We start from the raw sequence: 19362 nt of genomic DNA, 5'->3' as shown, positions 1-19362 counted from the left end.
CGCGGAGTCCCGGACACGGCGGCGGCAGCTGCGGGACAGTGGGAGCACGTGCCACGACGCGGCCCGACGGAGGGAGACGAGATGCTGAGGACTCCCGCCGGCCGGCGGCGCCTGGAGATCCTGGAGTGGCTCAAGGACCCGGCCGCCCACTTCCCGGACGGATGCCACGGCGACCCCGCCGAGGACGGCGTCACCGCGGACGCGGTGGCCGCGAAGCTCGGCGTACCGCCCCACGTCGCCGAGACCCACCTCGGCCTCCTCGTCGACATCGGCGTGGTGCGCAGCAAGAAGATCCAACAGCACACGCACTACCGACGGGACGAGATACGCATCGCAGAGGTGGCCCGCATGTTCGAGAAGGGCTGGTAGGGCGCGCACCCGGGCGCCCCCCAGGGGCGCGGGGCCGTGTCATTGTGCGGCTCCGCCGCGCGGGCGCGACCAGCCACGCGCAGCCCGCAGCCGAACGACGGCCTACCCCGGCACTCCTAGCGACGCGTCATGCTCGCGCACCGCGATCCGCGCCAGCTTCGTCAGCATCATCCCGTTGCGGATCGCGACGACGTAGTCGACGGGCAGACCGTGCATCCGGGTCCCGGGCCCCCTCAGCGGATGCCAGTCGATGACGAAGAGGGTGTGCTCGCCCCAGGGAATCAGTTGCATGGCGATGCGGGCCGCGCCGAAGGGCTCCGCCCTCGCCTCCAGTTCCAGCCGGCGCCACGGTTCGCTGATGCGGACGACGACGGTGTCGTCGAGGGTCAGACGGCCCATCCCGACCCGGACCCGCAGCCGGGCGCCCACGTCCGGCCAGTCGGGGTCCACGGCGAGGACCTCCTGGGTGCCCGTGACCCACTCCCCGTAGCGGCGGCCGTCGGACAACAGGTTCCAGACCTCCGACGGCGAGCTCAGGATCAGACGGCGATTGCGCGACACGCCGACCACGCTCCTTCACCTCGGCCGCTCAGCGGGCTCTTCGACAGTAGCCGCGCCGCACCTGACGGGCATGCCGAGCCGCGGCCGCCACTCCCCGAGGTGACCCCTCCCAGCGCCCGGAGTTACGCTGTTGACCGGCCGCGATCACCCTCGCGGCGCGGCGGTGGGGCCCGCCGTACCCGAACCGCGGCAGCGCTGCCGCCAACGGTCCCTACTTGCAACCGCGAGGCCCGGATGCCCCGGGCCGCCCAGGCGAGTAGGAGACGTACGCCCATGACAGCCCCCGACACCGACAGCCTGCGCGCACCCGCCGGCACCGCACGCCCCGCGGCCTGGCGGACGCAGACACCCGTTGTCGCGGTGGTCGCGGCCGGCGGAGCCGTCGGCGCCACGGCCCGCTACGCACTCGCCCTGGGGTGGCCGGTCCAGCCGGGCGGTTTCCCCTGGGCGACGTTCTGGACGAATGTCGTCGGCTGCGCCGTGATAGGCGTGTTCATGGTCATCATCACCGAGGTGTCGGCCGCCCACCGCCTGGTCCGTCCCTTCTTCGGCACCGGCGTCCTCGGCGGCTTCACCACCTTCTCGACGTACGCCGTCGACATCCAGAGGCTGGTGGACGACGGCCGTCCGCGCGTCGGACTGGCCTACCTCGCCGCCACCCTCGTCGCCGCACTCACGGCGGTCTGGCTCGCCTCGGCGGCCACCCGTCGCGTCCTGAAGTGGAGGCAGTCATGACCAGGCTGACCGGCCGGGCCCTGCGCCTGACCGTCTTCGTGGGGGAGCACGACACCTGGCACCACAAGCCGCTCTACTCCGAGATCGTGCACCGCGCCCACGCGGCCGGCCTCGCGGGCGCCAGCGTCTTCCACGGCATCGAGGGCTACGGCGCCTCCTCGCTGATCCACACCTCACGACTGCTGTCGCTGAGCGAGGACCTGCCGGTCGCGATCGTGATCGTGGACACCGAGGAGCGGGTGCGCGCCTTCCTGCCGCAGCTCGACGAACTCGTCTCCGAAGGACTCGTCACCATCGACGACTGCGAGGTCATCCGGTACATCGGCCGCGACAGCGAACCGGGCGAATCGGACAGGAAAGGTAAGAAGTAGCCGTGAACTGGCTCCTGGTCGTCGCGGGTGCCGTCGTCGGCGCGCCCCTGCGCTATCTCACCGACCGCGCGGTGCAGTCCCGGCACGACTCCGTGTTCCCCTGGGGCACCTTCCTCGTCAACGCCTGCGGCTGTCTGATCCTCGGGCTGCTCACCGGCGCGGCGGCCTCCGGTGCCGCGAGTTCCCACCTCCAGCTGCTGCTCGGCACCGGGCTGTGCGGCGCCCTGACCACCTACTCGACCTTCTCCTACGAGACCCTGCGGCTGACCGAGACGGGCGCCGGGCTCTACGCCCTCGGCAACGTCGTGGGCAGCGTGGCCGTGGGCCTCGGCGCGGCCTTCCTCGGCGTGTCGCTGGCCGAGGCGGTGTGGTCGTAGGCCGCGACCGGCGGTGTCGATGGCGCGGGAGCCATACCCGCGCCTGGTAGGACAGTGCGCACCAGCTGTCCCGCCGACCCCCGGAACTGGATCACATGAGCGCCATCAGCGTCGGTCAGGCCATCGTCCTCGGAGCCGTCGAGGGGGTGACCGAGTTCCTGCCCGTCTCCTCGACCGGCCATCTGAAGATCGTCGAGGGGCTCATGGGCATCCCCGTGGACGACGACTCGGTCGTCGGGTTCTCGGCCGTCATCCAGGTCGGAGCGATCGCCGCCGTGCTCGTGTACTTCTTCAAGGACATCGTGCGGATCGTGTCCGCGTGGCTGCGCGGGCTGCGCGACAAGGAGGAGCGGTACCACCACGACTACCAGTTCGCCTGGTGGGTGATCTGCGCGACGATCCCGATCGTCGTCGTGGGCCTGGCCGCCAAGCCGCTGATCGAGGGGTCGCTCGCCTCGCTGTGGGTGGTCGCGGGCTCGCTGATCGTGGGCAGCGGTGTGATGTGGGCGGCCGACCGGATGGGCCGGCACAAGCGAGGGGAGGACGACACCTCCTTCAAGGACGCCATGCTCGTCGGCAGCTCCCAGATCCTCGCCCTGCTCTTCCCGGGCTTCTCGCGCTCCGGCGCCACGATGTCGACGGCCCTGATGCTCGACCTCGACCGGGTCGCCGCCACCCGTCTGTCCTTCTTCCTCGGCATTCCGGCGCTGACCGGCGCGGGCATCTACGAGCTGAAGGACGCCCTCGGCACGGGCACGGCGGCGCTGCCGCTGGCCGTCGGCACCCTCGTGTCCTTCGTCGTCGCCTACGCCTCCATCGCCTGGCTGCTGAAGTACGTCGCCAAGCACTCCTTCGACGCCTTCGTGATCTACCGGATCGTGGTCGGGCTGCTGCTGTTCGGGCTGCTCGGCGCGGGCGTCGTCAACAGCTGACCGGCTGTGGATGTGACGCCGGCGACGGACCTCCGGCGTCACATCCGGTGAATCTCTCCTTAGGGGTCCCTTGACATCACCGTCCGCTCACCCGGAATATCTCTCCCGTGAACCTGTCAGACAGCCGGACAGCCGGACAGCCTCCCCGTCGTGTGAGCGCCATGGAGGCGGTGCTGGCGCATCTGCGTGATGCCATCGAGCGCGGCGAGTACGCCGTCGGCGACAAGCTGCCCTCCGAGGCGGAGCTCTGCCGCACCCTGGAGGTCAGCAGGCCCGTCCTGCGCGAGGCCCTGCGGGCCCTGCAGACCATGGGCCTGACCGTCTCCAAGACCGGCAAGGGCACCTTCGTCGTCGCCAGCACCGTCGAGGACCCCACCTTCGGCGACTACTCGGCGAGCGACCTGCTGGAGGTGCGCCGCCACGTCGAGATCCCGGTCGCCGGGTACGCGGCACTGCGCCGCACCCCGGAGAACCTCGACCACCTCGCCCACCTGCTGGACCGCATGGAGCGGGAGACGGACACCACCGCGTGGGTCGCGATGGACACCCTCTTCCACCTGGCCGTGGCCGAGGCCGCCCAGAACCCGGTCTTCCGCCGGGTCATCGAGGAGATCCGAGACGCACTGGCGCGTCAGTCGGCCTTCCTCAACGAGTTGGGCGGTCGCCGCGAGCAGTCCAACCGGGAGCACCGGGCGATCGTCGAGGCGCTGATCGACGGTTCCGAACTCGACGCGACCGACGCCATGGCACACCACCTGGATCGCGTCGAGACGACCCTCACCGACATCGTGCGCCCCGCGCGCACGGACAGCACCACGGAAGGCGGACCCGAGGCGTGAGCGAACAGCACCTCAAAGAAGAGACGCGCCACTCGTCCGGTCACGTAGACGTCGGAGACCACGGCTACAGCAAGTCGCTGAAGGCCCGGCACGTCAACATGATCGCCATCGGCGGTGCCATCGGCACCGGCCTGTTCCTCGGGGCCGGCGGGCGACTCGCCGACGCCGGCCCGTCCCTGTTCATCGCCTACGCGGTCTGCGGCGTATTCGCCTTCCTCGTCGTCCGCGCCCTCGGCGAACTCGTCCTGTACCGGCCCTCCTCCGGCGCCTTCGTGTCGTACGCCCGCGAGTTCATGGGTGAGAAGGGCGCCTATGTCGCCGGCTGGATGTACTTCCTGAACTGGGCCACCACCGGCATCGCCGACATCACCGCGGTGGCCGTCTACACCCACTACTGGGGCATGTTCTCGGACATCCCGCAGTGGGTGATCGCCCTGATCGCGCTCGCGGTCGTCCTCACCGTCAACCTCATATCGGTGAAGATGTTCGGCGAACTGGAGTTCTGGTTCGCCATCATCAAGGTGGGCGCGCTCGTGGCGTTCATGCTGATCGGCATCTTCCTGTTGGCCACCCAGCACCCCATCGACGGCCACGACCCCGGCCCGGCCCTGATCACCGGCAACGGCGGCGTCTTTCCCAACGGCCTGCTGCCGATGCTGCTGATCATCCAGGGTGTGGTGTTCGCCTACGCCTCCGTCGAGCTGGTCGGCGTCGCCGCCGGTGAGACCGAGAACCCCGAGAAGATCATGCCGAAGGCGATCAACTCGATCATGTGGCGCGTCGGACTGTTCTACGTCGGCTCCGTCATCCTGCTCTCGATGCTGCTGCCCTGGTCCTCGTACAAGGCGGGCGAGAGCCCCTTCGTCACCGTGCTCTCGAACATCGGCATCCCGGCGGCCGGCGGCATCATGAACCTCGTCGTGCTCACCGCGGCGATGTCCTCGCTCAACTCCGGCCTGTACTCCACCGGCCGCATCCTGCGCTCCATGGCGGTGAACGGCTCCGCCCCGAAGTTCACCTCGGTGATGAGCCGTAGCCAGGTCCCGTACGGCGGCATCCTGCTGACCAGCGGTATCTGTGTCCTCGGCGTCGGTCTCAACTTCGTCGTCCCCGCCGAGGCGTTCGAGATCGTGCTGAACTTCGCGGCCATCGGCATCCTCGCCACCTGGGGCATGATCATGCTCTGTCACCTGCTCTTCTGGCAGAAGACCCAGAAGGGCGAGCTGACCCGCCCCGGCTACCGACTGCCGGGCTCCCCCTGGACCGAACTCGTGACGCTGGCGTTCCTCGCCTCCGTCCTGGTCCTCATGTATGCCGACGGCGGCGCGGGACGCACCACAGTGCTGTGCCTGCCGCTGATCGTCGCAGCGCTGGTCGCGGGCTGGTACGCCATCCGCAGCCGGGCCGGGCGCACCGCCACCAAGGCCGACGCGTGACAACCGTGTCGGTCGACGACCCCTCATCGACCCACGACAACCAGGCAGCCAGACAGTGATGTACAGCAGCTCCATAGCGGACGCACCCCTTGTCCGCGAACCTCTCCACGCCCCCGTCGCCCACCTCATACGCGGCGGAATGATCGAAGGCATCCACTACGGCTCCGTCGTCGTCCTCGGCGGCGACGGTGACGTCCGGTTCCAGCTCGGTGACATCGAGGCCGCCTTCTACCCCCGCTCGGCGCTGAAGCCGGTCCAGGCCGTCGCCATGGCCCGGGCCGGGCTCCCGCTCGACGGCGAGCTGCTCTCGCTCGCCGCGGCGAGCCACTCCGGCGAGGAACGCCATCTCGCCGGAACCCGGCGCATCCTCGAACTCGCCGGGCTCACCGAGGACCATCTGCGCAACGTCCCGGACATGCCGTTCGACCCCGTCGTCCGGGACGCCTGGGTCCGGGAGGGCCGCGCGCCCTCCCGGCTCGCCCAGAACTGCTCCGGCAAGCACGCGGCCATGCTGTACACCTGTGCGCTCAACGGCTGGTCCCTGGACGACTACCTCGACCCCGGCCACCCGCTCCAGCAGGCCGTCGCCGAGATCGTCGAGGACCTCACCGGTCAGCGGATCGCGCGGGTGACCGTGGACGGGTGCGGTGCGCCGCTGTTCTCCGTCTCGCTGCACGGGCTAGCCCGCGCCGCCGCGCGTATCACCACCGCGGCGCCGGGCACGCCCGAGGCCCGGGTCGCCGACGCGATGCGTGAGCATGCCGAGATGGCCTCCGGCTCCGGCCGGGACGTGGCGGCGCTGATGCGGGCCGTGCCGGGGCTGCTGGCCAAGGACGGCTTCGAGGGCGTGCAGGTCGCCGCGCTGCCGGACGGCCGGGCCGTCGCCGTGAAGATCGCCGACGGGGCGAATCGGGCGCGGGTGCCGGTGGCTGCCGCCGCTCTTGCGTGGGCCGGGGTCGACCCTGAGCTGCTCACCGAGTTTCAGGGTGAGGCGCTTCTGGGGGGCGGGCGAGAGGTCGGGTGTGTGCGGCCCGTTCGTTCGCTGGAGCCGGTTGTTGTTTCGGCCTGTGCCTAAGGATGTGCCGGCCATCGCGACCAGCGGCTGCGGGTCCGTTGTGGCTGGTCGCGCAGTTCCCCGCGCCCCTTTCAGGGGCGCTCTCCCTCTCCTTCCCTGAAAGAAGAACCGTTTCCCCATGAACGCCGTCACCCGCAGCGAGCACGATCTGCTCGGCGACCGTGATGTCCCCGCCGACGCCTACTGGGGTGTCCACACCCTGCGTGCCACCGAGAACTTCGCCATCACCGGCACGCCCATCTCCGCCTACCCGCACCTGATCGACGCGCTCGCGGCCGTCAAGGAGGCCGCCGCCCTCGCCAACGAGGAGCTCGGTCTGCTGGAGCCGAAGAAGGCCGCCGCGATCGTCGCCGCCTGCCGGGAGATCCGCAGCGGCGAACTGCACGACCAGTTCGTCGTCGACGTCATCCAGGGCGGCGCCGGCACCTCGACCAACATGAACGCCAACGAGGTCGTCGCCAACCGGGCGTTGGAGCTGCTGGGCCACGACAAGGGCCAGTACCGGTACCTGCACCCCAACGAGGACGTCAACCTCGGTCAGTCGACCAACGACGTCTACCCGACCGCCGTCAAGATCGCGACGGTGTTCGCGGTGCGCGGGCTGCTCAAGGCGATGGCCGTGCTCCAGGACGCGTTCGCCCGCAAGGCCGTCGAGTTCCGCGACGTGCTGAAGATGGGCCGCACCCAGCTCCAGGACGCGGTGCCGATGACGCTCGGGCAGGAGTTCTCCGCCTACGCCGTCATGCTCGACGAGGACCGCTCCCGGCTCGCCGAGGCGGTCGAGCTGATCCACGAGATCAACCTGGGCGCCACCGCCATCGGCACCGGCCTCAACGCCCCCGCCGGATACGCCGAGGCGGCCCGCCGCCACCTGTCCGAGATCACCGGACTGCCGCTGGTCACCGCCGCCAACCTGGTCGAAGCAACGCAGGACTGCGGCGCGTTCGTCCAGATGTCCGGCGTCCTCAAGCGCATCGCCGTGAAGCTCTCCAAGAGCTGCAACGACCTGCGCCTGCTGTCCTCCGGCCCGCGCGCCGGCCTCGGCGAGATCAACCTGCCGCCGGTGCAGGCCGGTTCGTCGATCATGCCCGGCAAGGTCAACCCGGTGATCCCCGAGGTCGTCAACCAGGTCGCCTTCGAGGTGATCGGCAACGACGTCGCCATCACCATGGCCGCCGAGGCCGGACAGCTCCAGCTCAACGCCTTCGAGCCGGTCATCCTGCACTCCCTCTCCGAGAGCATCACGCACCTGCGCAACGCCTGTGTGACCCTCGCCGAGCGCTGCGTGGCCGGCATCACCGCGAACACCGAAGCGCTGCGCCGGACCGTGGAGAACTCCATCGGCCTGGTCACCGCCCTGAACCCGTACATCGGGTACACGGCCGCGACCGACATCGCCAAGGAAGCCCTCGCGAGCGGCCGGGGCGTGGCCGAACTCGTCCTGGAGAAGGGCCTGTTGCCGGCCGAGACCCTGGCCGACCTGCTGCGCCCGGAGGTCGTCGCGGGCACCGGACAGGCGCTGGCCTGACCAGCGGCAACCCCACCTCGGATGCGCGAAGGGACCGGCCGGGAGGCACAATGGTGATCATGGCAGCGTCGACGTCGTCACTGACCTTCCAGCCGATCCTGGAGCGCATCGCGGAGGAGATCGAGCGGACCCCCGGCCGTGGCCGGCCCGCCGACTACATCCCGGCGCTCGCGGCCTGCGACCCCCGCCGCTTCGGCATGGCCGTCGCCGAACTCGACGGCACGGTGTACGGCGTGGGGGACTGGCGCGAGCCGTTCTCCACGCAGTCCATCACCAAGGTGTTCACCCTCGCGCTCGACCTGGCCCGCGAGGGCGACGAACTCTGGGAACACGTGGGCCGCGAGCCCTCCGGCAACCCCTTCAACTCCCTGATCCAGCTGGAGTACGAGAACGGCATCCCGCGCAACCCGTTCATCAACGCGGGCGCCCTCGTCGTCACCGACCGCCTCCAGACCCGTACCGGGGACGCGGCCGGCGAACTCCTCTCCTTCCTGCGCGCCGAGAGCGGCAACGCGGCCCTGGACTTCGACAAGGACGTCGCCGCCTCCGAGACGGCGAACGGCGACCGGAACGCCGCGCTCGCCCACTTCATGGCGTCCTACGGCAACATCGACAACCCCGTGCCGGCCCTGCTCGACCAGTACTTCCGCCAGTGCTCCGTGCAGGCGTCCTGCGCCGACCTCGCCCTGGCCACGTCGTTCCTGGCCCGCCACGGCGTCCGGGCCGACGGCACCCGCCTGCTCACCCGCAGCCAGGCCAAACAGATCAACGCGGTCATGCTGACCTGCGGCACCTACGACGCGGCGGGCGACTTCGCGTACCGGGTGGGCCTCCCCGGCAAGAGTGGGGTGGGCGGCGGCATCATCGCCGTCGTGCCGGGCCGGTGCACGTTGTGCGTATGGAGTCCGGGTTTGGACGAGCGCGGCAATTCGGTAGCGGGAGTGGCGGCCCTGGACAGATTTACGACATTGACGGGCGTGTCGGTGTTCTAGAGGGGGGCTGCGGAGAGGCGAAAAGGGGCGCGGGGAACTGCGCGACGAGCCCCCACCGCCCCGCACCCTGCACACAACCGCACCAGGCAGACGCTCCCCGGACCCCCCCGCAGTTGATCACGCGCCGGACACATCACGGACCCCCCTCAGAGAGACGGCCGTCAACTGACGGCCACTCGTCGTTGACACGCTGACCGAGTGTTGGCCATGGCTTTCCCCATCGATCTCCGCCGCTGCCAGATACTCGGTCTGGCAGGCACCGCCATACTCGCCCTGGGCGGTGAGACGGCCGGTGCGCTGCCGGTCCGGGAACTCCTGGCCCCCAGCTCGGCACACGCCGCCCTCGGCCTGGTCGGCGTGTACTTCGGCGTCGTCCTGCTGATAGCCGCATGGCTGCTGCTCGGCCGGCTCGTGCGCAGCGCCGATCCGCCGACCCCGCGCGCCCTGCTGCTCGTGCTGGCCGCCTGGGCCACCCCGCTGCTGATCGCGCCGCCGCTGTTCAGCCGGGACGTGTACAGCTACCTGGCCCAAGGAGCCATGGTCGACGCGCACATCGACGTGTACGCATACGGCCCCTCCCACCTCGGCGGCCCCCTCGCCGACGAGGTCGCCCCGCTGTGGCGGCACACGGCGGCCCCCTACGGCCCCGTGTTCATGGGCGTCGCCTCCGTGCTGTCCGGCGCGACCCGCGGCGAAGTGCCCGCCGGACTGTTCGGCATGCGGCTCATAGCGCTGCTCGGCGTGGCGTTGATGGCGGCCGCCCTGCCACGCCTCGCCCGGCACAGCGGAGCCGATCCGGCCGCCGCGCTCTGGCTGGGCGCCCTCAACCCGCTGGTGCTGCTGCACCTGGTGGCGGGCGCCCACAACGACGCCATCATGCTGGGCCTGCTCGGCGCCGGTCTGGTCGCCGCTCTCGGCCGCTGGCCCATCCTGGGCGCCGTCCTCGTCACACTGGCGGCGCTGGTCAAGGCACCAGCCGCGCTCGGCCTCGTCGCCGTCGTACTGCTCCGGATGCGCTCCGGACACCACCCGGCCAGGGCCGTCCTCGCCACGGGAGCCGCGTCCGCCGCCACCACGGTCGCCGCCACGGCCGTGGCGGGCACGGGATACGGCTGGATCGGGGCCCTGGACACCCCGGTCTCCACCCAGAACTGGGCGCTGACCAGCCTGCTCGGCCGGGCCACCGCCTCGCTGCTGGAGAAGACCGGCAGCGATCTGGCACCCCTGGCCGTCCCGGTGTGGCACACCTTCGGACTCGTCCTCACCGGCGTTCTGGTGCTCCTCATATGGTGGCGCTGGCGTCCGCGCCCGGTGTACGCGCTAGGCCTGAGCCTCGCGGCCGTGGCCGCCTTCGGACCGGCGATCCGCCCCTGGTACGCGCTGTGGGGCCTGTTCCTCATAGCGGCCGCCGCACCCAGCACCTCGGTACGGCACCGGGTCGCGGCCCTGACGGGCGTGCTCGCTCTCGCGGTGCTGCCGAGCGGCGGCCCCGCCGACGCCGGCCAGCTGGTGCTGGCGATCTCCGGCGGCGCGCTCGCCGTGGTCGTTCTCTGGCAGGCGCATCTGGCAGCACAGGCCCCGGCGTTGGGACGTACGGCATGAGGCTTCCGCGCACCGACCGCGGCCGGCTGGCACTCGTGCTCGCCCTCGTCGCCGCCGTCGCCGTCTTCACCGCCACCGTGCCGTTGCTGCGCGACTGGTTCGACCTGCGCGTCTACTACGGCACCGTCGACAACTGGGCGCACCACGACGGCCGTATCTACGACTACCGGGTGCCCGGCACCACGTACGGCTTCACCTACCCGCCGTTCGCGGCGGTCGTGATGCTGCCCATGGCGTTGTTGGATCTGCACGTCGCCATCGCGGTGGCGCTGCTGCTCAACCTGGTGGCGCTGGCCTTCGTGCTGCGGGTGCTGGCCGGGCGGGCCTGGCGGCGCTACGGCTGGTACGGAGTCGCGCTGGCCCTGTGCGGGCTGGCCCTGTTCGAGCCGCTGCGGGACACGTTCAGCTTCGGGCAGGTGAACATCCTGCTGCTGGCCCTTGTGCTTCTCGACTGCCGGCTGCTGGCGACGGGCCGGGAGCGGTGGGCGGGTGTCGGCATCGGCCTGGCGGCGGCGATCAAGCTGACGCCGGCGGCGTTCATCGGGCTGTTGCTGGTGGCCCGTCGCTGGCGGGCCGCGGCCGTGGCGACGTCCGTGGCCGCCGCCGCGACGGCGCTGGCGGCGTGGGTGGCGCCGGGCCCCTCGCGCTTCTACTGGACGCACGCGATGTGGGACACCACCCGGGTCGGCCGCCTCGACTACGTCTCGAACCAGTCCCTGCAAGGGATCCTGGCCCGGCTGGACGTGCCGGGCCGGGAGGTCTGGGCGGTCGTCGTCCTGGTCGTCCTCGGGGTGTGGGTGGCGCGCACCCGCCGGGCGGTGGTGGCGGGGGACTGGACGGCGGCGTTCGCCCTCACCGGGCTGACCGCCTGTCTGGTCAGCCCGATCACCTGGGTCCACCACCTGGTGTGGCTGCTGCCGTCCTTCGCCGTCCTCGTCCGCGCCGGCCACCGACGGGTGGCCGCCGCCCTGTACGCCGTGCTGTGCACCAGCGTGGTGTGGCTGTGGTTCGACGACGCGTCCGGCGTCGACGGCTTTCTCGGCAGCAACACCTACGCCTGGATCACCCTCGGCCTGCTGTTCTGGCTGCCGGTCGGTCAGTCCGCCTCCGAGCGCTCGACCCGGCCGCGCGTCACCAGCGACACTGCACCCGCGCCCATCCCCGCGGCACCGGCGATCGCGCAGGCCTCCGCCCAGCCCGGCGCTGCGCCCTCGGGCGTCACCGCCGCCACCACGGGCACCGTGGCGGGCCCCGGCCCGGGTCTGGCCCGCAAGCCGTCGAGCGACCCCACCGGCTCGACCCGGCCGGCCGCGCCGAATCCCCAGTCGAGCAGTTCGCCGGCCTCCTCGTAGACGGCGTGACCGCCGCCCGCCCGGGGGTTGAGCACCGTCACCACGAGGGTGCGACCACCGCGGCGGGCGGCGGCGACGAGGGTGTTGCCCGCCTTGCTGGTGTAGCCGTTCTTGATGCCGATCAGCCCCGGGTACGGGTCCACCCCGTCCGCGCCGGTCAGCAGCCGGTTGGTGTTGCGGATCGGGTAGGCCCAGCCGCCCCCGCCCGGGAACGACGCCACGGCCGTGCCGCAGTACCGCGCGAACTCCGCGTTGCGCAGCCCGGCACGGCCGAACACCGCCAGGTCGTACGCCGAGGACACCTGGCCGGGCGTGTCGTACCCGTCGGGCGACACCACCCGGGTGTCGAGGGCGCCGAGCGAACGCGCCTTGGCCTGCATCCGGGCGGCCGTGGTGCGCCAGCCGCCGTTGAGCGCGGCCAGCACATGCACGGCGTCGTTGCCGGAACTGAGGAACACCCCGCGCCACAGATCGGCGATCCGGTACGTCCGCCCCTCGGCGACCCCGACCATACTGCTGCCGGGCCCGATCCCGGCCAGCTCCTCGTGGCGCACGGTGTGCGGGACGCCGACGGGCAGGGTCGGCAGCAGGGTGAGGGCGAACAGGGTCTTCAGGGTGCTCGCGGGCGGCAGCCTGCGATGCGCGTCGTACGCGGCGAGCACCTCGCCCGAGTCGGCGTCCGCCACCAGCCACGACAGCGCCGAGACGCGTGGGAGCCGGGGCGCCCCGGAGAGCGGATGCACCTGAGTGCCGGACCGGTACAGCAGCGCGGGGCGTGGGATCGCCGCGGCCCGGGGGCCGCCGGGCGGGTCGGGGTCGAGCCCCTCGTGGGCGACCGCGGCGGCGGGCGCGAGCGCCAGCAGTCCGACCGCGCAGAGCACGCTCGCGGACACAAGAGCCCGGGAAGAAAGTCCGATCTTCATACTGCCAAGCTAGGAACGGAGTCGCCCCGGACCGTGCTGCCCGGGCCGGTCGGGGCGCGCGGGCACCCGGACGGGCGATGCCCCGGCCGTCACTCGCCGGGCAGCGTCGGCTGGATCCGCCGAAGAAACGTGGCGTTGTCGGGTGTCTCGCGCAGGCGTTCCAGGAGGGTCTCCAGGTTGGTCTGCCCGTCCCGCGTCTGGAGCGCCCGGCGCAGGCCGCGTACGACGCCCAACTCGGCCGGGGGCAGCAGAAGTTCCTCGCGGCGGGTGCCCGACGGGTTGATGTCGACGGCGGGGAAGACCCGCCGGTGGGCCAGGTCCCGGTTCAGGCGCAGCTCCATGTTGCCCGTGCTCTTGAGCTCCTCGAAGTAGAAGTCGTCGGCGCGGGAGCCGGTCTCCACCAGGGCCGTGGCGAGGATGGTGAGCGAGCCGCCCTCCTCGGCGAGCCGCGCGGCGCCGAAGAACCGCTTCGGCCCGTGCAGTGCCGCGGCGTCGACGCCGCCGCTCAGGGTGCGTCCACCGGAGGCGGCCGCGTTGTTGTGCGCCCGGCACAGCCGGGTCAGGGAGTCGAGCAGGATGACGACGTCCTCGCCCGCCTCGACGAGCCGCTTGGCCCGCTCGATGACGAGCTCGGCCAGCGCGATGTGCTGCTTCGGCGCCTGGTCGAAGGTCGAGGCGTACACCTCGCCGCGCACCGAGCGCCGCATGTCGGTGACTTCCTCGGGGCGCTCGTCGAGGAGCACCACCATCAGCCGGCATTCGGGGTGGTTGCCGGCGACGGCGGCCGCGATCTGCTGGAGGAGGACCGTTTTGCCGGTCTTGGGCGGGGCCACGATCAGGCCGCGCTGGCCCTTGCCCACGGGGGCGATCAGGTCGGTGACCCGGCCGGTCAGCCCCGATGCCCGGTGTTCCAGGCGGATCCGCTCGCGCGGGTGAAGGGGCGTCAGCTCGCCGAAGCGACGGCGGTTCTTGTCGGGGGTGCGGCCGTTGACGCGGGCGACGTCGGTGAGGGTGCGTCCCTCGCCGCGCACGCCGTCGACCAGGTCGCCCTTGCGCAGGCCGTACCGGCGGATCAGCGCGGGGGAGACCGGCAGGTCGCCCGGGGTGGGCAGCAGGTTCTCGGCACGCAGGTGTCCCTTGCCGTTCGCGTCGATGTCGAGCACGCCGGTGACGGCACGGACCGGGGGCTGCTGCCGTACGGGTGGATTTTCGAGAGTGGTGGTCATGGTGGTGGGTCCTTTCACGGACGGAAGGCATGGGACATGCGGAAGGAAGGGAGGTGCCGCGGACTTCGGGAAGGCGGTCGACGCGCCTTCGGGCGGCGGGAAACAGCACCTCGGACATGGCGCTGAGCCGGTCACGAGATGGTGCGGAGAAAGCCAGTACGCGGACCGGCGGATTGAGGTGGAACTGGCACCGGCGCCCTGGACCGGGCGTACACAGGTGCTATCGGGACGGTACCACGGTGGTTCAGCGCGTGGCGAGGAGTCCGTAGAGCAGGGGGATCCGTGGCTCGGGAAGCCGCCACCAGCCGGAGGGCGTGCGCTCCATCCGCGGCCAGCGCTGCCATGGCAGCTCGTCGCTCTCGGTGAGGCGCCGGATGGTCAGTCCTGCCTGCGTCAACGCGCCGAGGACCTCTCCTATTCCGTGCATCCACTCGAAGCTGTCGGTGGCGCCGGCCACGGCGGGCCCGTCCGTGTAGGTGTGCGTGGCGTCGCGGTGCACGGCCCCGTCGCCGCTCAGGTAGTCGTGGCGCAGCAACAGCTCCGGTCCCTCGCCCGGACCGGGCTTGGGGCCGAGGGAGTTGAGCAGCGGGTGGAACTCGACGATGTACAGACGCCCGCCGGGCCGCAGGAGTCGGGCCACCACACCCGCCCAGCGCTCCAGGTCGGGCAGATAGCACAGCGCGCCCTTGCCGGTGTAGACGACGTCGAACTGCCGCCCCTCCAGGGCCGCCACGGCGTCGTAGACGTTCGCCCGCACGTATGTGACGTCCAGCCCCGCCTTCCGGGCGATGCCGTCCGCGGCGGCCACCGAGGCCGCGGAGAAGTCCAGGCCGACGGCGCGTGCCCCGCGCTGCGCGAACGCGAGCGTCTCGGTGCCCAGATGGCACTGGAGATGCAGCACGTCCCGCCCGGCCAGCTCACCGAGGTCGTCCCACTCGAAGGAGGCGAACCAGCGGGCCGGATCGAGGTCCTGGTCGAGGCCGTAGAACCGGCTGGCGACGTGGACGGGTGTGCGGGCGTCCCAGTTCGCCTGGTTGGCCGACATCATCCGCGCGTGCTCGTCGGTGGTCATGGGGACATCCAACCGCGACCGGCCCGCCCGCAGGCGGAGATCGCGCCACGGGGCACCCGGGTGTCGATCCGGGTGCGCCCCTCCACCCGCCGAACGCTACGCGGACCGGAGCCGCGCCTCCTTCTCGATCCGGTCGAACTGCGCGCCCATGGCCTCCGCCAGCGCCTGCGCGCCCGACAGCGGACGGACCATGACCATGAAGTCGTCGATCAGCCCCTCCTCGTTCACCCGGAGGAAGTCGCAGCCGGTGATCTCCCGGTCGCCCACCCGCGCGGTGAAGACCAGCGCGTGATCTCGGCCGTTCGGGTCGTTGATCTCCCGCACGTAGCGGAAGTCCTCGAAGACCCGCACGACACCGCGCAGGATCGCCGCCGTGATCGCCTTGCCGGCATACGGCTTGAACACGACCGGGCTGGTGAAGACGACGTCCTCCGCCAGCAGGGTCTCCATGGCATCGGCGTCGCCCGCCTCGACGGCCTCGCGGAACGCGCGCATCGGATCACCTCATAGTCAATTTGTTGAGTAGGTGCGGATGAGAATAATCACCTGCTGTTACGGTGTCCACATGTCCCTCAAGTACGCCGTCCTGGCCGCCCTGCTGGAGGGCGAGGCCTCGGGTTACGAGCTGTCCAAGGTCTTCGACATCTCGTTCGCCAACTTCTGGCCCGCGACCCCGCAGCAGCTCTACCGGGAGCTGGAGCGCCTGGCGCAGGACGGCCTGGTCGAGGCGCGTTTCGTGCAGCAGGAGCGACGGCCCAACAAGCGGATGTTCACGCTCACGGAGGCCGGACGGGAGGACCTGCGGAGCTTCGCGGCCGAGCCGCCCCGACGGCCCACCGCGATCCGCGACGAGCTCCTGATCAAGCTCCAGGCGATGGACGACCCCGAGACCGCCCGCGCCATGCTCGAGGAGCGCATGACCTGGGCGCGTGGCAAACTCGGCCGCTACGAGCGTGTCCGCGCGCGCATGCTCGACGGCCGGACCGAGGAGGACTACCTGCGCGAGTCCGACCGGGTCGGGCCGTATCTGACGCTGCTGGCCGGGATCTCCTTCGAGGAGCAGATCCTGACCTGGTGCGAGCGGGTTCTCGTCGTCCTGAAGCAGCGCGTGGCGCAGGGGTGAGGTGAGCCGGATGTTCAGCCCCGAAGGCCCCTCCCTGCGTGAACTCACCGTCCAGGCCCTGTCGTCCGTCGAGCGCGGATACGACCTGCTCGCCCCGAAGTTCGACCACACGCCGTTCCGTACGCCCGACTCGGTGCTCGACGCCGTCGCGGCGGCGCTGGCGCGGACCGGACCCTACGACGACGGTCTCGACCTGTGCTGCGGGACGGGCGCCGGCGTCGAGGTGCTGGCCGAGGTGTGCCGGCGCAGCGTCACCGGCGTCGACTTCAGCGCTGGCATGCTCGACGTGGCCCGGCGGCAGGCGCGGGACGCGAAACCGCGTATCGGCTGGGTCCGCGCGGACGCCCGTGCCCTGCCCTTCGCCCCCGCCTTCGACCTGGCGGTGAGCTTCGGGGCGTTCGGGCACTTCCTGCCCCGTGAGCTGCCGGGCCTGTTCGCCCAGGTCCACTCCGTACTGCGGCCCGGCGGCCGCTTCGTCTTCCCCGTCGTGGCCCCGCCCCGGCCCGTGTCGGTCGCCTACTGGATGCTGCTGGGCTTCGACGCGGTGATGCGGGTGCGCAACGCCGTGTGGCGGCCGCCGTTCGTCATGTACTACCGGGCCTTCCGGCTCGGGCAGGTGCGCGCCGAGCTGGCCCGTGCCGGGTTCGAGGTGGAGCTGGAGGCCCTGCCCGAGTTCGGGCGGCAGCGGGACGGGAGCCCGCGGGTGCGGATGGTCGTCGCGCGCCGGCCCGAATCGGACTGACCACGTCATGGTGGACCACGCGTCGCGCGTGCTCAGCCCGCTGCGGGCAGCGTGAACTCGTAGACCAGGGCGTCCTGTTGGGCGTCCACGACGAGGTCGGTGATCTCCAGGGGGCGGGCGTACTGGTCGTGGACGCAGCGGGTGACGCGAACCGTGGACGCTCCCGGGAGCCGGGTGATGGCGTCCCGGTGGTGCAGCGAGAGGCCCGCCCTGCGCATCCAGTCGTAGGCGAGGCGCAGTTGGGCCGAACCGGAGGCCTCCGTGCGGTCGCGGTAGCGGGCCAGTTCCGCCACCTCGGCCAGCGCCACCGCGGAGAACGATGTCACCGCCGTGCGCTGCCCCCGTCCGTCGGCGCCCGTGGACTCGTAACGGTGTACCAGGGTCTCGCGGTGCGGGGCGAGCCCCAGGGCCTCGGCGTGCTCCGGGGAGGGCGTCTCCCAGGCGACGGTGGCGTGGTCGACGGCGCCCCGGCCGGTGGTCCGGGCGCCGACCGGGAAGGTGAGCGAGGCGGCCGTCTCGACCGGCAGGCCCGGCAGCGTGGCGTGGCTGCCGCGCCGGTCGGTGGCCACCAGACCGCTGCGGCGCAGCACTTCCAGCGACTGCCGTACGGTCTCCCTGCTGACCCCGAAATGCTCCGCCAGATGCCGTTCCCCCGGCAGCCGTTCGCCCGGCGGGATCGTCCCGTCGCGCAGCTCGCCGAGGAGCTCGGTGGCGATCCGCCAGTACAGCGGCTGGGCTTCGGTGAGCGGGCGGTCGTGCGGGGTGGTGCGGGCCATGCCGCGCCTCCTGTTGGTGACGTGTTGTAGCCGAGCGGGCTCCTTGCGTCACCAGATCTAAGCAGTGGTCTAAACCAGGGCGGAAGGGCGGTCACTCACTTCGGCTGAAACGGCCCGCGCCGAAGGGCCGTCACAGGGCGTCGTACAGGGCGTCGATCAGCGCCATCTTCCGTGGGTCGTCCGCGATATGAGGCCCCATCCGGTTCATGGTGTACCCCAGCGACACCCCTGCTTCCGGGTCCGAGAGACCGCACGAGCCACCGAAGCCGTCGTGTCCGAAAGCCCTCGGGTTGGGTCCGTAAGAGCCGTTGGGCCCGCTCAGCCACAGACCGAGGCCGATCTCCGTCTCGTGCGCGAACCCGGCGCCCAGCACGAGATCGCGGCAGCCGCCCTGTCCCTCACGCACTCGCTCGGCGGCCTCGGGGGAGAGGGCGCGATGGCCGTCGAAAGTACCGCGCCCCGCGAAGATCCCGTACAGCGCGGCGACCGCCCTCGCGGTGCCGTGCCCGTTCGCGGCGGGGATCTCGGCGGCCCGCCACTCGGGCGAGTTGGCCTGGGCCGCGCCCAGGATCGGGTTGGTCAGCGCGGCGAGCGCCGCCGGCGCCAACTGGCTGAAGATCGCCGCCTGTTCACTGCTCCTGGCGACCGGCGGCTGCACCAGTTCGGCCACCCGCCCGGACTCCTTCTCGGGCAGCCCGATCGTGAAGTCGATCCCGAGCGGCCCGGTCACCTCCCGCTCCAGGAAGGCTCCCGGCAGCAGCCCCGACACCCGCCGCACGACCTCCCCGACCAGGGAGCCGTACGTGAACGCGTGATACCCGGACCGGGTCCCCGGTTCCCACCACGGCTCCATCGCCGCGAGCCGCTGCGTCGTCAGCTCCCAGTCGCAGAGCTGCTCGAAGGAGTGCGGCTCCCGGAGCCCTGACAGGCCGGCGCGGTGGGAGAGCAGATGTCGTACGAGGATCTGCTCCTTGCCGGCGGCGGCGAACTCGGGCCAGTACGTGGCCACCGGTGCGTCGAGGTCGAGCAGGCCCCGGTCGGCGAGGATGTGGGCGCACAGCGCGGTCGGCCCCTTGGACGTCGACCACACGTTGACCAGTGTGTCGCGCTCCCAGGGGCGGCCGCGCTCCGCGTCGGCCCACCCGCCCCACAGGTCCACCACGGTCCGGCCGTCGACGGTGACGGCGACCGCGGCGCCCAGCTCCTCGCGGTCCCGGAAGTTCGCCTCGAACGCCGCCCGCACCGCCGCGAACCGCGGATCGCACTGCCCCTGCACCTGTGCCTCGTGCTCCGCCATCGGCCCACCCCTTGTCGTCCGCCGGAACCTCGGG

At 71.5% G+C, this 19362-nt stretch carries 20 protein-coding genes and 1 pseudogene; 14 read left to right on the top strand and 7 right to left on the bottom strand.

The annotated features are described in order from the left end of the window. Nucleotides 1-81: 81 nt before the first annotated feature. Nucleotides 82-369, top strand: coding sequence for an ArsR/SmtB family transcription factor (locus tag PGH47_RS03520; protein WP_271662162.1), 288 nt, complete (start codon nucleotides 82-84; stop codon nucleotides 367-369). A gap of 102 nt (nucleotides 370-471) precedes the next feature. Here the strand turns inward: PGH47_RS03520 and PGH47_RS03515 are convergent, their stop codons facing one another. After that, complete coding sequence (locus PGH47_RS03515) at nucleotides 472-930, bottom strand: SRPBCC family protein (protein ID WP_271662161.1); 459 nt, start codon at nucleotides 928-930, stop codon at nucleotides 472-474. Nucleotides 931-1203: 273 nt separating this feature from the next. On the opposite strand from PGH47_RS03515, the gene crcB (PGH47_RS03510) reads away from it, so the two are divergent. From crcB (PGH47_RS03510) to PGH47_RS03460, 11 genes are all read left to right on the top strand, one after another. After that, nucleotides 1204-1665, top strand: a complete 462-nt coding sequence (crcB, locus tag PGH47_RS03510; RefSeq protein ID WP_271662160.1) for a fluoride efflux transporter CrcB — start codon at nucleotides 1204-1206, stop codon at nucleotides 1663-1665. After that, entirely contained in the window at nucleotides 1662-2036 is a 375-nt protein-coding gene (locus tag PGH47_RS03505) for a DUF190 domain-containing protein (protein ID WP_271662159.1), read from the top strand. The genes crcB (PGH47_RS03510) and PGH47_RS03505 overlap by 4 nt, the downstream gene beginning before the upstream one ends. 2 nt (nucleotides 2037-2038) lie before the next feature. Next, nucleotides 2039-2413: a fluoride efflux transporter CrcB gene (gene crcB, locus PGH47_RS03500; RefSeq protein WP_107910011.1), complete on the top strand. Its 375-nt coding sequence runs from the start codon at nucleotides 2039-2041 to the stop codon at nucleotides 2411-2413. A gap of 95 nt (nucleotides 2414-2508) precedes the next feature. Further along, nucleotides 2509-3345 (top strand): undecaprenyl-diphosphate phosphatase, encoded by an 837-nt coding sequence (locus PGH47_RS03495; protein ID WP_271662158.1) that lies wholly within the window; start codon nucleotides 2509-2511, stop codon nucleotides 3343-3345. A 161-nt stretch (nucleotides 3346-3506) separates the two neighbouring features. After that, on the top strand, nucleotides 3507-4184 hold the full coding sequence (locus PGH47_RS03490) for a FadR/GntR family transcriptional regulator (protein ID WP_271667973.1): 678 nt from the start codon (nucleotides 3507-3509) through the stop codon (nucleotides 4182-4184). After that, nucleotides 4181-5620 (top strand): amino acid permease, encoded by a 1440-nt coding sequence (locus tag PGH47_RS03485; protein WP_271662157.1) that lies wholly within the window; start codon nucleotides 4181-4183, stop codon nucleotides 5618-5620. Before PGH47_RS03490 ends, PGH47_RS03485 begins: the two co-directional genes overlap by 4 nt. Nucleotides 5621-5678: 58 nt before the next feature. Beyond that, the gene (locus PGH47_RS03480) at nucleotides 5679-6695 is read left to right on the top strand and encodes an asparaginase (RefSeq protein WP_271662156.1); all 1017 of its coding nucleotides are present in this window, start codon (nucleotides 5679-5681) and stop codon (nucleotides 6693-6695) included. A gap of 118 nt (nucleotides 6696-6813) precedes the next feature. After that, entirely contained in the window at nucleotides 6814-8223 is a 1410-nt protein-coding gene (gene aspA, locus PGH47_RS03475) for an aspartate ammonia-lyase (protein ID WP_271662155.1), read from the top strand. Between the two features lie 50 nt (nucleotides 8224-8273). Next, the gene (locus PGH47_RS03470; protein ID WP_271662154.1) at nucleotides 8274-9215 is read left to right on the top strand and encodes a glutaminase; all 942 of its coding nucleotides are present in this window, start codon (nucleotides 8274-8276) and stop codon (nucleotides 9213-9215) included. A gap of 207 nt (nucleotides 9216-9422) precedes the next feature. Further along, a complete protein-coding gene (mptB, locus tag PGH47_RS03465; protein ID WP_271662153.1) occupies nucleotides 9423-10817 on the top strand; it encodes a polyprenol phosphomannose-dependent alpha 1,6 mannosyltransferase MptB in 1395 nt (464 codons plus the stop codon). After that, nucleotides 10814-12169 carry a glycosyltransferase 87 family protein gene (locus PGH47_RS03460; RefSeq protein WP_271662152.1) on the top strand — a complete coding sequence of 452 codons (1356 nt, stop codon included), beginning with the start codon at nucleotides 10814-10816 and terminating at the stop codon, nucleotides 12167-12169. Before mptB ends, PGH47_RS03460 begins: the two co-directional genes overlap by 4 nt. A gap of 83 nt (nucleotides 12170-12252) precedes the next feature. Here PGH47_RS03460 and PGH47_RS03455 read toward each other — a convergent pair. The 4 genes and pseudogenes from PGH47_RS03455 to PGH47_RS03440 form a co-directional block, all read right to left on the bottom strand. Next, a pseudogene (locus tag PGH47_RS03455) lies at nucleotides 12253-13092 on the bottom strand (D-alanyl-D-alanine carboxypeptidase family protein); the annotation flags it as partial. Nucleotides 13093-13181: 89 nt separating this feature from the next. Then, nucleotides 13182-14318, bottom strand: a complete 1137-nt coding sequence (gene rho / locus PGH47_RS03450; RefSeq protein ID WP_271662151.1) for a transcription termination factor Rho — start codon at nucleotides 14316-14318, stop codon at nucleotides 13182-13184. 244 nt (nucleotides 14319-14562) lie between these two features. Then, nucleotides 14563-15390 carry a class I SAM-dependent methyltransferase gene (locus tag PGH47_RS03445; protein ID WP_271662150.1) on the bottom strand — a complete coding sequence of 276 codons (828 nt, stop codon included), beginning with the start codon at nucleotides 15388-15390 and terminating at the stop codon, nucleotides 14563-14565. 96 nt (nucleotides 15391-15486) lie between these two features. Continuing rightward, nucleotides 15487-15885 carry a nuclear transport factor 2 family protein gene (locus tag PGH47_RS03440; protein WP_126899707.1) on the bottom strand — a complete coding sequence of 133 codons (399 nt, stop codon included), beginning with the start codon at nucleotides 15883-15885 and terminating at the stop codon, nucleotides 15487-15489. Between the two features lie 70 nt (nucleotides 15886-15955). Here PGH47_RS03440 and PGH47_RS03435 point away from each other — a divergent pair, with 70 nt between their 5' ends. Continuing rightward, on the top strand, nucleotides 15956-16513 hold the full coding sequence (locus tag PGH47_RS03435) for a PadR family transcriptional regulator (RefSeq protein ID WP_271662149.1): 558 nt from the start codon (nucleotides 15956-15958) through the stop codon (nucleotides 16511-16513). Between the two features lie 10 nt (nucleotides 16514-16523). Beyond that, the gene (locus PGH47_RS03430; RefSeq protein ID WP_271662148.1) at nucleotides 16524-17255 is read left to right on the top strand and encodes a class I SAM-dependent methyltransferase; all 732 of its coding nucleotides are present in this window, start codon (nucleotides 16524-16526) and stop codon (nucleotides 17253-17255) included. A 32-nt stretch (nucleotides 17256-17287) separates the two neighbouring features. On the opposite strand, the gene PGH47_RS03425 is transcribed toward PGH47_RS03430, so the two are convergent. Both PGH47_RS03425 and PGH47_RS03420 read right to left on the bottom strand, forming a co-directional pair. Further along, nucleotides 17288-18031 carry a GntR family transcriptional regulator gene (locus PGH47_RS03425; protein ID WP_271662147.1) on the bottom strand — a complete coding sequence of 248 codons (744 nt, stop codon included), beginning with the start codon at nucleotides 18029-18031 and terminating at the stop codon, nucleotides 17288-17290. Nucleotides 18032-18161: 130 nt separating this feature from the next. Continuing rightward, a complete protein-coding gene (locus PGH47_RS03420; RefSeq protein WP_271662146.1) occupies nucleotides 18162-19328 on the bottom strand; it encodes a serine hydrolase domain-containing protein in 1167 nt (388 codons plus the stop codon). Nucleotides 19329-19362 lie beyond the last annotated feature (34 nt).

It is taken from the genome of Streptomyces sp. HUAS 31, assembly GCF_028198125.1.
Classification (GTDB): Bacteria; Actinomycetota; Actinomycetes; order Streptomycetales; family Streptomycetaceae; genus Streptomyces; species Streptomyces chartreusis.
This window is presented reverse-complemented; position numbering and strand designations above follow the sequence as displayed.